The sequence below is a fragment of the Dialister sp. UBA1703 genome, assembly GCA_002320515.1.
Taxonomy (GTDB): domain Bacteria; phylum Bacillota; class Negativicutes; order Veillonellales; family Dialisteraceae; genus Dialister.
Genome location: DCJJ01000125.1, coordinates 1 through 13172 on the forward strand (window position 1 = coordinate 1; position 13172 = coordinate 13172).

7 protein-coding genes are annotated in these 13172 nt (G+C 49.6%); 6 read left to right on the forward strand and 1 reads right to left on the reverse strand.

Going from position 1 to position 13172, the window contains the following annotated elements; genetic code table 11:
* Nucleotides 1-439: 439 nt before the first annotated feature.
* From glyQ to B2Y11_RS05675, 3 genes are all read left to right on the forward strand, one after another.
* Nucleotides 440-1321 carry a glycine--tRNA ligase subunit alpha gene (gene glyQ, locus B2Y11_RS05665; protein ID WP_291057181.1) on the forward strand — a complete coding sequence of 294 codons (882 nt, stop codon included), beginning with the start codon at nt 440-442 and terminating at the stop codon, nt 1319-1321.
* Nucleotides 1318-3369 (forward strand): glycine--tRNA ligase subunit beta, encoded by a 2052-nt coding sequence (gene glyS, locus B2Y11_RS05670; RefSeq protein WP_291057183.1) that lies wholly within the window; start codon nt 1318-1320, stop codon nt 3367-3369. The genes glyQ and glyS overlap by 4 nt, the downstream gene beginning before the upstream one ends.
* 548 nt (nt 3370-3917) lie before the next feature.
* Nucleotides 3918-4553: a superoxide dismutase gene (locus tag B2Y11_RS05675; protein WP_291057185.1), complete on the forward strand. Its 636-nt coding sequence runs from the start codon at nt 3918-3920 to the stop codon at nt 4551-4553.
* Between the two features lie 561 nt (nt 4554-5114).
* Here the strand turns inward: B2Y11_RS05675 and B2Y11_RS05680 are convergent.
* Entirely contained in the window at nt 5115-6710 is a 1596-nt protein-coding gene (locus B2Y11_RS05680) for a Ppx/GppA phosphatase family protein (protein ID WP_291057187.1), read from the reverse strand.
* A gap of 578 nt (nt 6711-7288) precedes the next feature.
* Between B2Y11_RS05680 and B2Y11_RS05685 the strand changes: the two genes are divergently transcribed.
* From B2Y11_RS05685 to B2Y11_RS05695, 3 genes are all read left to right on the forward strand, one after another.
* On the forward strand, nt 7289-8842 hold the full coding sequence (locus B2Y11_RS05685; protein WP_291057189.1) for an exopolyphosphatase: 1554 nt from the start codon (nt 7289-7291) through the stop codon (nt 8840-8842).
* Nucleotides 8843-8844: 2 nt separating this feature from the next.
* Nucleotides 8845-11013 (forward strand): polyphosphate kinase 1, encoded by a 2169-nt coding sequence (ppk1, locus tag B2Y11_RS05690; protein WP_291057191.1) that lies wholly within the window; start codon nt 8845-8847, stop codon nt 11011-11013.
* A gap of 741 nt (nt 11014-11754) precedes the next feature.
* Nucleotides 11755-12729, forward strand: a complete 975-nt coding sequence (locus tag B2Y11_RS05695) for a 3D domain-containing protein (protein ID WP_291057193.1) — start codon at nt 11755-11757, stop codon at nt 12727-12729.
* Nucleotides 12730-13172: the final 443 nt, after the last annotated feature.

Below are 13172 nucleotides of genomic sequence, written 5' to 3' on the forward strand. Positions count from 1 at the left end.
TTATAAGAATTTTTATGCACTGCTTCGTCATGGGACTCCTTAAATAGCTCGCTATTCGCGTCGTCCCATTCCTTGCATTGCATAAAAATTCAAGAATAAAAGCAGACAGTGATTTAATCAGCGCTTCCCTAAGAACCCTCCGGTGAATCTTAAGAACCTTATCTACCCCCCCCTTTACAACACCCCTCATATTTGCTAGAATGTTTCCATAACTACGGTGATGATGAAAAGGAGTACGCATGGTCAGCGAGCCGGTGAGGGTGTGAGTCCGGCAGGATGCGGAAGGCGTTTCGGAGCTGCTGCCTGAACAGAGTAGGGCTGCTATGAATGAAGGCGGGCCATTGGCCAATGAGGGTGGAACCGCGGGTCAGGTATCCCTGTAACTCGTCCCTGTAACTTACTTGTTACAGGGATTTTTATATTGTTTTTAGGAGGACATATGACATTTCAGCAGATTGTTTTAGCACTCCAGAAATTCTGGTCGAAAGAGGGCTGCGTCCTTGGCGAAGCTTACGACACGGAAAAAGGGGCAGGCACCATGAACCCAGCTACGTTCCTTCGGGTTATCGGACCGGAACCCTGGAATGTGGCCTATGTAGAACCGTCCCGCCGTCCTGATGACGGCCGTTACGGTGAAAACCCGAACCGTCTTTACCAGCATCATCAGTTCCAGGTGATTATGAAACCGTCACCTGATAATATCCAGGAAACCTATCTGGAATCTTTGAAGGAACTGGGCATTGACCCGGAGGAGCATGATATCCGTTTCGTAGAAGACAATTGGGAGTCCCCGACCCTGGGCGCCTGGGGCATCGGCTGGGAAGTATGGCTGGATGGCATGGAAATCACCCAGTTCACCTATTTCCAACAGGTAGGCGGCATTGACGAACATCCGGTGGCTGTGGAAATCACCTACGGCCTGGAACGTATCGCCATGTACATTCAGGAAAAGGACAATGTGTACGACCTGGAATGGACCGATGGCGTCACCTACGGCGACATCTGGCATGAGAATGAATATGAACAGTCCGTATACAGCTACGAACTGTCGGACCATGATATGCTCTTCAAGCTCTTTGATATGTACGAAGCGGAGGCTAAGCGGGTAGTGAAAGCAGGCATGGTGCTTCCTGCCTATGATTATGTACTGAAATGCTCCCATTCCTTCAATCTTCTGGATGCAGCCGGCGCCATTTCCCTGTCTGAACGGACGGAATACATTGCCCGGGTGAGAAACCTGGCCAGAATGTGTGCCAAAGCCTGGCTGAAGAAGAGAAAAGAATTGGGATTCCCCATGCTGAAAGGAAGTGAAGGAAAATGAGTAAGAATCTTCTTTTAGAAATCGGAACGGAAGAAATGCCTGCCAACATTATGGCCGGTGTGGTTGAACAGCTGAAAGAACTGTCCCGTGCAAAGTTTGAAGAAAATCGTATTTCCTTCAATGAAATCAAGATTTACGCTACACCAAGAAGACTGGCTGTTCTGGTGAAGGATGCAGCAGACCGCCAGCCGGATGAAGAAGTGAAGAAGAGGGGCCCGTCCATCAAGGCCGCTTTTGATGAAAACGGCAATCCCACCCGCGCTGCCCAGGGATTTGCAAGAGGACAGCATATCGATCCTTCAGAGCTGGTGAAGGAAGGGGACTACACCTGGGCCCATGTGGTGAACCGGGGCAAGGCAGTGGAAGACGTGCTGCCGGATCTTTTCCTTTCCCTGATTACCGGCCTCAATTTCACCAGAAGCATGCGCTGGGCCGATGAAGAAGCCCATTTCATCCGTCCTGTACGGTGGATCGTGGCACTGGCAGATGATAAGGTGATTCCTGTGGAATTTGCCCATGTAAAGAGCGGCCGCGTGAGCCGTGGCCATCGTTTCCTCTGCAGGGAACCGGTAACCATTGCAAAACCGGAAGACTACAAGGAAACCATGAGAAAAGCCTTCGTCATCGTAGATCAGGACGAAAGACGGGACATGATTAAAAAAGGTCTTCTGGAAACAGCGGAAAAACTGGGCGGCCATGTATGGCACAATGCGGATCTTCTGGAAGAAATCAACTACCTGGTGGAGTATCCCACTCCTCTCTACGGCAGAATCGACGATGAATTCCTGAAGCTCCCCGTACCGGCTGTGGTTACTCCCATGCGTGACCATCAGAGATACTATCCGGTAAGGAACGAAGACGGCAGTCTTATGCCCTATTTCCTCACCGTCAGAAACGGCGGCACCAAAGCATTGGAAAACGTACAGCACGGCAATGAAAAGGTGCTTCGTGCCCGTCTGGACGATGCTAAATTCTTCTTTGAAAACGACCGGAAGAAAACACTGGAAGGACACCGGGATGACCTCACTCGCATCAATTATCAGGAAGGCATGGGCGACATGAGGGATAAGGCAGACCGCCTGCAGAAACTCACCGCCTTTATCGGCAGCGACTGGCATTTCACCGATGAAGAAATGAAAGACGCTGACCGGGCAGCCTTCCTGTCCAAGTCGGACCTGGCCACCGGCATGGTGACGGAATTCACAGAACTCCAGGGTGAAATGGGTAAGGAGTATGCCCTTCTGGACGGTGAAAAACCGGAAGTGGCCCAGGCTATTTTTGAACAGTACATGCCCCGCTTCGCCGGCGACATCCTGCCGAAAGAATCCATCGGCCGCGCCCTGTCTTTGGCTGACAAGCTGGACAACCTGGCTGCTACCTTCCTCCGCGGACTCATTCCCACCGGCTCCCAGGACCCCTTCGCCCTTCGCCGCCAGACCATCGGCGCTGTGAATATCCTCACCGACGGAAAAATTCACTGGGATATCAGAAGAGGCATTGCCAAAGCACTGGAACTCCTGCCCGGTGACAAAGAAGCCAAGGACAAGGTGCTCTCCCAGGTGGAAGATTTCTTCCGCCAGCGTATCCGTGCCATTCTTCTGGATAACGGCATTGCCTATGACATCATCGACGCCGTCCTTGCCGGTCCGGTAGATGACATCTATGCGATTTTCCTCAAAGCAGAAGCTATGACCGAAAGCCACCTGAAGGAAGAAACGGATCTTCGCCAGGCTGTCACCCGCCTTGCCAATATTACCAAAGGCAAGACCGGCGGCGAAGTGAAACCGGAACTCTTCGAAGAAGAGGCGGAAAAGAACCTGGAAGCAGCTCTTGAAAAAGCTATGGCAGCCGTAGAGCCGCTGTATAAAGAGTACCGCTACGCCGATGCCCTGCCGTACCTGAAAGAACTGACTGCGCCAATCAACGACTATCTGGACAACGTTATGGTTATGGTGAAAGATGAAGCTGTAAAAGACAACCGTATCTCCCAGCTTCTCAAGACTCTTTCCTTCTTCGATGCCTGGGGCGACTTCAGCAAACTGGTGTAACAGACTGATACATATGAAAAAATCCTCCAAAGGAAACTTTGGGGGATTTTTTTATGGGTAGATGGCGAAAAATAGATGATAGACGATAGAAGATAGGGGATGGAAAGCAGTTGGGGAGATATTCCGGTGACCCGTGGCTTGTGACCGGTGACTAGTGACTGGGATCGGGATCGGGGGGAGCTGGCTTTCTCCCCACAACCCCCCCACCCCCTCATGCGGGGGTGGGGGGTTCCACGAAGTGGTGGAAGGGGGAGGTGAGCGAAACGAGCCCATGCCGCCTTTGGCGGCAATCCACAACCCTCGGGCCCATAGGGCCCGTCAAACTGCAGATCCTTAAGACCCCGCGGCTCGGAGGGTCGTCAACCTTTCCCTCTGAACCCTTTGAACCGTTTGAACCCTCTGAATCCGGGCCGCCATGCAGCCATGCACAATATCGAAAATCACTTGACTATTTCAAGAATATTCGATATAATACAAACAGAACGAATCGAGAAATATCGTTAAAAGAGTTATCTTATATACTTTCTATATTTCCAAATAAAGGAGAAATGACCATGTTTAAATTACCGGAATTACCATATGCTTACAATGCCCTTGAACCTGTAATGGATGAAGCTACCCTCCATTTCCACCATGACAAACATCATGCCACCTATACAGCCAACCTGAACAAGGCGCTGGAGTCCCATCCGGAACTGGCAGATAAGTCTATCCGCTATCTCATCGGCCACCTGAATCTTCTTCCCGAAGACATCCGCGGCGCTGTGAGAAACAATGGCGGCGGCTATTTCAACCACGCCCTTTTCTGGGAAATGATGGCACCGGAGGGAAGCACTTCCTTCGACGGCCCGGTGGCTGAAAAGATTAAAGCTGACTTTGGTTCCTTTGAAGATTTCAAAAAGAAATTTGCATCTGCTGCGGTTTCCCAGTTCGGAAGCGGCTGGGCATGGCTGGTGCTTGACGGAGACCATCTGGAAGTTCTCTCTACCTCCAACCAGGATAATCCTCTCACAGAAGGGAAGAAACCGCTGCTGGCACTGGACGTATGGGAACATGCCTACTATCTGCAGTACCAGAACCGCAGACCGGATTTTGTGGAAAACTTCTTCCGTATCATCAACTGGGGCTATGTGAATAAGCTCTATGAAGAAGCTCTGGCAGCAAAGAAATGCGGCGCTAAATAATTTCATAAAGGCATAGTAAAGGGGCCGTGAAAAAACATAAATCATTTTTTCACGGCCTTTTTGTATACATAAATTTTCACGGAAATTGGCCAAATGACAATCTGCCTCCTGCCTCTACGTCATTTCGAGCGATGCTGCATGTGGTTATGGATGACAATGCTTTTTGCTCTATTGAGGCTCTGAGCCCGCAATCTCTCGCCGCAATGATTTTTGTACTATTATGGAATGAGATTTCTCCACTCTGTGGAGGTCCTGCATAGGACCTCCAAGTCAGCCGAAGTTGGCTTCTAGGGAAGCACTGCATCATGCAGCACCGGAAAGGAGACACAAATGTAAATTCCGCAACGCTGACATAAAACTCATCGCCGCGCCGCGAAGATACCTTACCCTTCCGCACAGTGAACACAACCCTTCTACACAACCCGCCGCCGAAGGCGGATCCAACCCGCCGCCGAAGGCGGATCCAACCTGCGCCGTAAGGCGCGCCCCTTTTTAATTCGCGGCGGAGCCGCTGCCACAACCCTTTGAACCTGAGTCACCTCATAACCCTACAGCGGCTCTTCAAACATTGGGATCAAATCCCAGCTGCATGGCTTCTTCCGCCAGTTCATTCTTATTGCTGCTGCCGGGGAACCACTGGATGCGAAGGGGGAGTCGGAAGGTTTTGGAGAAATCTTTGATGAGGTTCTGCACTGCATGGGCGGGGACATCGAAATTGTCCCGGCTGGTGTATATGCGAAGGTCCATAGCCTGTTTGGAGACGCTGCATACAAGACGGGTGATGCACTGTTCGTGACTTTCGTCAAGCCCTTCCGCCAGAGCCAGAAAGAGGGCCATCATACGTACTTCCTTCATCTGGAGATCCGATAGAATGCGAACGTGAGTGCTGGATTTCAAAAATTTGCTGGAATAACCGTGATGAAAGGCGCAGACCAGGGCGCACATAAGCTGTTCCCGGTGGGACCAGCCGAAAATGTGGGCATTGGCGGCGATGTAGGCACTGTGACGGGCATGGCTGTAGTAATTGACGATGGTGCCTGTGTCATGGAGAAGGCCGGCGGCTGCCAGTATACGGCGCATTCGGTCGTTGAGACGGTGCGCCTTTCTCCACTGGTCAAACATGGAAAGGGCCATGGCTGTAACGTAGGAGGTATGGAAATCGTATTCCACAGGCAGGGTATAGAGGTAATTTTTTACGGAGGAAATGAGCATATCATGTTTCCAGTGGCATTCCTTATCGTAGAGAGGGTCATAGTAATGGAAGAAAAGGCCTTCCCGGAGACCGCAGCCGGAAATGGTGAGATAGGAGGAGCGGGCTTTTCTCACGATTTCCTGTACCACCAGGGAACCGGCAATAATGATATCCGCCCGTTCTTCCGACAGCCCTGAAATCTTCTGCCTTTCCTCATAGGTTTTTCCGCAGATGGATTTTACCATGGAAAAAAGATTTTCCACAGGAAGGTTGTAATTATGAAGCTTGGGCAGGGGATAGGCAGAAGCACGCTGGTGCACTTTGGCCAGATTTCGCACTGTGCCTCCTACACCGATGACCTCGATAGGTTCTTTGGGGAACCAGGGGATTTCGTCCAGCTTCTTCTGGATGAAATCTTTGATTTCAGTAATTTTGCTGTAGGGGACGGTGCCGGAAGACTGAAACATTTCCGTCAGGGTTACTGCGCCCATGGGAATGCTGATAGAGTGTATTCTTTTTTTATCCCGCACCAGGGAAATCTCCACACTGGCGCCGCCCAGGTCGAAAAGGAGGAAATCCTTCCGGTCGATGGTGTGGATGACACCGGAAAATCCAAGGGCCGCTTCCGCTTTTCCGCTGATAATGGTCATGGGGATGCCGGTGGTGAGCCGTACCCTTTTCAGGAAGGAAGCGCCGTTGATGGCGTTCCGTACGGCGGCAGTAGCTACGGCCAGCACCTTCTTTACCTTCTGTACGGCGATAATATGGGCATAGACCGCAAGGCAGCTCAGCGCCCGCTGCTGCGCTTCTTCCGTGAGCTGGCGGGACTCCAGGGTCATGCCTTCAGCCAGGCGGATAGATTTCTTTTCCTGATACACCAGTTTGTAAGAACCGTGGGCGCCAATCTGCATGATGACAAACCGGATGGAATTGGAACCCAGGTCGATGATTGCTATACGTTCCATAGTGTCTCCTTTGACGGCAGATTTTCATGATTGAGTTTATGAGAAAGAAAAAGCTGCCTTTTATGACTCTATTTTACAACAGATGGAACATAGATGATAGAAGGAGGAGCTATCCGCTGACCGAATGCCGGCTTGTGGGGAAATGGCAAATGGTGAATGAAGGTGGCACCCTGCATAATGAGTGCGCCTTTTATGATGTAATCGGTGTAGGGAGCTAGGGAGCTAGTGTACTAGTGTACTGGTGTACTAGTGTACTAGTGTACTGGTAAAACCAGGAATCCCGCCTGCGGCGCTATGGAAAATGCACTTTTGTCAGTCGGGAGGTAAGCATGTAAAGCTGACTTTATACTCATCGCTGTTAGGCGATACCTTCCCTTCTGAACCCGTTGATTCCGGGACGCACAGTCCTCTTTATTCTCTTTCCCTTCTCTTCATAAGATATGATACAATAATGATAAAATAAGAAATAATCATCTTCAGGAGGATATTAGTTTACAGAAGTTTTACTTTTCCGATGTACAATCAATCAGGAAGAGCATGGTCATTTTCTTTATTGTCTATAGAAACGGGGGCTCGCTATGTCGGAACAAAGGCCGCTCATTTATGGAATCATTCATATCGGTTCATCCAATGTATCCATGCGTATTGTGCAGTACAACAGTGTGAAGGATATCCGGGTCATTGAATCAGTGCGGAAGGATACTGCTTTTGGGGAAGAGGTGTTTAACCAGAAGAGGCTGTCTTTTCCTTCTATCAAGAAACTGTGCCGCATGCTGTCGGGACTGAAGCAGCTGCTCATGGATTACCAGGTGAAGGTATATGCGGTATATGCCACGGCAGTGCTTCGGGAGGCGGAAAACTGCCGCTCCATTATTGACCTGATTCGGGTGAATACAGGCTTTAATGTGCAGGTAGTGGATATGCCCCAGGAAATTTATTTCAAGCATTTCGGCCTGCAGTATCAGTTCAAGGAGTACAATAAATCCCTGGACGGCCGCATGGGGAGTAATTTTCTCTTTGTAGATATTACCTCCGGCTGCATCGGTCTTACGGTGTGGGAGAAGGGGGCACTGTGCTATCAACATAATGTACATATCGGCACTCTCCGTCTTCTGGAGACCTTCAAGCTGAACCAGCGGGACTCCGTGGATTTTCCCCAGGCCCTGGGCGAATATATTCATGCCATTATGGAACCGCTGTGGGTGACGGTCCGGAAGTACAGCATTGATACGGTCATCCTGTCAGGCCGGGAGGCTCGTATCGTTGGCCGGCTCATGGGTCTACCTGTGGAAAAGGAAATCACGCCGGTGAAGCGGGAGGATATTCTTCGCTTTTATGAGGAAGCGGGGAGCCTTTCTACTTCCATGACCAGACAGAAGTATCATGTGGATGAGGCTCTGGCATCGGTGGTATCGCCTACCATTCATATATATAAAGAAATTCTGGACAATGTGCCTATGCATCATGTGGTGCTTATGGGCATGACCTTTGCGGAGGCGGCCAGCCTTTTCTACGGCGCCCAGAAAACGAAGGATCCTGCTCTTTTGTACATGAGGGCCCAGAATCTGGAACTTACTCGTTCCATTGCCGCATCCTACTATTACGAGCCGGATCATGCCCGGGTTATGGAGAGGTACTGCCACCATATTATCCAGGCTTTTGACCGGTATAACGGCCTCAATGAAAGGGATGAGTTCCTTCTCCGCATGGCCATTATCCTTTACCAGATCGGAAAATATGTCAATCTGCTGGGGTCTTCCATTCAGGCCTGGAGCATGGTAGAGGGCACCGATATTTTCGGAATTTCTGATAAGGAAAAGGATATTGTGGCATGCATTGTGTATTATGACCACAAAGGTATGCCCAGCGATGATGACAAACCCTTCCGCATTCTGTCCGATGAATCGAAGATGACGGCGCTGAAGCTGATTGCAGTTTTCCGTCTGGTAAGAGCCATGGATATGTCCAGAAAGCAGAAACTGAAGGATGTATCTGCCCGGATCGTGAAGGACTGCCTGCTCGTAGAATACGAAAGCGATGAGAATACAGCCTTGGAAACATGGCTTTTTGATAAGGAAAAAGAGTTTTTTGAAAATATATTTGGCATGGAAGCCAAGCTTGAGCGGAGGTAACTATGGACGTGGACGTAAAGAATCATCGGTATTATCTGAATCGAGAACTGTCCTGGCTCCAGTTTAACCGGAGAGTTCTCCAGGAAGCGGTGGACCCCAACAATCCGCTTTTGGAAAAATTGAAATTTCTGGCCATTACCAGCTCCAACCTGGACGAATTTTTCATGATTCGTGTGGCCGGCTTAAAGCACCAGAAGGAAAACGGTGTGAAACGGAGAGATATTGCCAATATGACACCGGAGGAGCAGCTGGAAGCCATTTCCGATACCTGCCAGCGGCTGGTGGCAAGGCAGTATCGGTACCTGAAAATGATTTTAAAGGAACTGGAAACGGAAGGACTTTATTTCATCCGCCCCGATGAAGCGTCGCCCCGGCAGATGAAGTGGCTGGATGACTATTTTGAAAGGGAAATTTTCCCTGTAGTCACTCCGATGGCAGTGGACTCTTCCCATCCATTTCCCTTCCTTGCGTCCAAGAGTCTCAATATTGCCATGCTGCTGGAACGGAATGAGCGGGATATGACTCTTGACGAGGAAAACGATATTGATGTAAAAACGGCTATTGTGCCGGTGCCATCAGTGCTGCCGCGGATTGTCCGCCTGCCGGACAATCCGGAAACGCCGGCCCGCCATGATTTCGTGTTCCTGGAACAGGTACTCTGTCATTTTGCTTCCCGCCTTTTCATTGGCTTTGATATGCTGGAAGCCCGTCCCTTCCGCATTACCAGGGACGCGGACCTCAATCTGGATGAAGAGGATGCCCAGGACCTGGTGGTGGAAGTGGAAAAGCAGCTGAAAAAACGGCAGCGCGGCGAAGCGGTGCGATTGGAATTCGAAAGGGGCACCAGTCGCTTCATGCGCCGGTTCATGACCTCTGAAATGAATCTGGGGGCTGAAGATATGTATGAAATCGACGGCCCTCTGGATATGACAGTTTTCTTCTCCTTCTGCGGCATCAAGGGCTATGACAGCCTCCGTTATCCGGAAGCCCACCCGCACAGGCCCTGGTCCATGATCCAGCTGGAAAAGGAAAGCAAGAAGAATATTTTTGACATGATCCGTGAAAAGGATCTGCTGGTTCACCTGCCCTATGAGTCCTTCGACGATTCAGTGGTCAATTTCGTGGCTTCCGCTGCCTCCGACCCTGCTGTACTGGCTATCAAGCAGACTCTCTACCGCGTTTCATCTTCCAGCCCCATTATCCAAGCTCTGGAGAAAGCGGCACAAAATGGAAAACAGGTGACCGTTCTCATGGAAGTAAAGGCCCGGTTCGACGAAGCCAATAATATCCTTATGGCAAGACGGCTGGAAAAAGCAGGAGCCCACGTTATTTACGGCCTGGTGGGGCTGAAAACCCATTCCAAGTGCACCCTGGTCATCCGGCGGGAAAAGGACGGCATCCGCCGCTATGTCCATGTGGCTACCGGCAACTACAACGCTTCCACCGCCAAACTGTACACGGACCTTGGCATTTTCACCTGCAATGACCGCTTCGGCAGCGATGCCTCCGCTTTCTTCAACCTTCTCTCCGGATACTCCGACCCGCCGATCTGGGACTCCTTCATTGTGGCGCCTATTAACCTGCGCCAGCGGTGCATGGAGCTTATTGACCGGGAAATCCATTTTGCCCTCCAGGGGGAACCGGCCCATATGATTGCTAAAATGAACTCCCTCCTGGATAAAGAAATCATTGCCAAGCTGTATGAAGCTTCCAGGGCTGGGGTGAAAATCGAACTCATCGTCCGCGGTATCTGCGTCATTATCCCCGGCATTCCAGGGGTGAGCGACAATATTACGGTGCGGAGCCTGGTGGGCCGTTTCCTGGAACACAGCCGGGTCTTCTGGTTTGCCAACGGCGGCCGTGAAGAACTTTATATCGGCAGTGCGGACTGGATGCCCCGCAATCTGAACGACCGGGTGGAATTGATGATTCCTGTGAAGGATCCGGATATCTGCAGAAGGCTGAAAGAAATGATTGATCTGGAACTGGCGGATAACCAGAAAGCTCATATCATGCAGTCTGATGGCACTTGGCAGAAGTTCATCGCTCCGGAAAATAAAGTGGCTGCCCAGGCAGAATTCCAGGAGCTGGCAGAAAAGAGAGACAGGGAAGTGGAAATGACTCTGGCCCAGAAGATGGAGCCTTACATGCCTGTATTTGGAAAAAATTAATCATAAGACAATCCGGCTTTTGCAAAAAAAGGGGACCGGCTCATGCTCCTTAAAGAGAGGTGAGCCGGTCCTTTTTGCCCGTAACTGAGGGAAATGATAGCAATTTAAATGATGTTTTTTATTTATGCAAATGGGGAAGAAAATGCAAATGGAGGAAGACGGAAAAATCCATGTACGGAGAATCATGAGACCGGAAATGCAATGAAAAATAGAAAGAGAGGGAAATGTTTCGTGGTTTCCACTTTGAGGCATAAATGAATCTGTTTTTGGGAATGCATTATTTGGGAGGCGGACTTTTCCTATATGAATTCCCACAAAGCATAAATATATCAGCGAACGACAGTTTCATAAGCGGCGCGACATGGGACAAAATAGTTCTATCTTCTGAAGAGGCCGACCTTTTTCTCCGGTTTACAATAGGGCGAAGAGAACAATGGATAAATAACGGGAAAGTCGAAAAAAACAGGGGATTTTGCATTCATTAAATTCTTATTTTTTACAAATGTCCATTGTAAAGGGACAAAATTGACAATTAAGCAAATGGCGAAAGGCCGATAAATACTGGAAATAAACGCGTTTTAATGACTGGCAATAGGATTTTATAATAAGAGAAAATACTGAAAGGGATATAATAAAACATAGATAATATCGATATAATTCCGGTATTTAAATAATGTGAACCTTCTGTTATTTGACAAAAAGTCTCCCTATGGTAGAATAACTGCCATAGGAGAGAAACATATGAAACATGCAACCTTTGAAAAAGCAGCAAAAGCAGTCACCTGTTCCCTTCTTCTGCTGGCCATGGCTGCCCAGACAGACCTTTCCATGGCCTTCGGGTTTGGATATTCCGACGAAGATAAAATGGTAACAGTATATGACGGCAAAGACAAAAAAGTGATTACCACCAGAGCGAACACCTACAAGCAGGTGCTCACCGATTCTGAAGTCAGCCTGAATGCCTATGACAAATACTGGACATCCAGCAGTGACGTGAAGAACGGCGCTGTGTTAGTGGTGGAAAGAGCAAAGCCCGTGACCATTGTGGCCAATGGCAAAGCCAGGACTGTATATACCACACAGCAGACCGTACAGGGCGTGGTAAACGAAGCAGGATTTGACTGGAAGAAAATGATGCCCATCGAAGACGGCATGATGAAAGTTACCCAGGGCATGCAGATTCATGTAGTTCCCTACACAGCCAGGGTAGTAAACCGCACAGAAGCCATTCCCGTTCACTACAATAAGTGGTATGACGCCAGCCTGGCTCCGGGACAGATAGAAGTTGTGCAGGAAGGCACTCCCGGCCGCAGGGAAGTGGAAATGGAAGAATACGTTTCCGACGGCAAAGTCATCAAAGCTGAACCGGGGGATGTAAAAATCCTTGTTCACGGTACACCGGGTATTGCCAAAACCGGTGATGCGGAAGGTACTAAGGGCTATGTGAGAAATATGAGTGCCAGTGCCTATCACCCCAGCGATGGCGACGGATACGGCATTACCGCCACCGGCACCAGAGCAGGCTATGGTACCGTGGCTGTAGATCCAAGGGTCATCCCCCTGGGTTCCACCGTATTTATCCCTAACTACGGTGAAGCGGTGGCCGCAGATACAGGCGGAGCTATCATCGGTGACCGTATCGACCTCTGCATGGAAACCTTCGAGGAATGTTATAACTTTGGAAGACAGAACGTGGAAGTATTTGTGAATTACTGATATACAAAAGGGGCTGTGAAAAAATGATTTACATTTTTTCACAGCTCCTTTTGTATACATAAAGTTTCAAAGAAATTGACCAAATGACAGTGAGGTGGAGTGGCAGCTGTGTCATTTCCACATTTTTTCACAGCCCCTGGGCGGAGTCCTGAGGATAGGCCCGGTACTACGTTATGTACCACTGCTGACACAAAAGCAAGCCCCGTAACCCTGACTTTATATTGCGCCCGTAGGGCGCCACCACAATCCTCAGCGCCAAAGGCGCTGTCAAACCTAAGGAAGCACTGATTAATTCGCAGAATCGAATTTCATATGTATTTTTATCCAATGCTGCGTCATAAGCCTCCTTAAATAGCTCGCTATTCGCGTCGACTTATTCCTTGCATTGAATAGAAATGCAGGAATGAAATCCGATAACGATTTAATCAGCGCTTCCCTAGAAA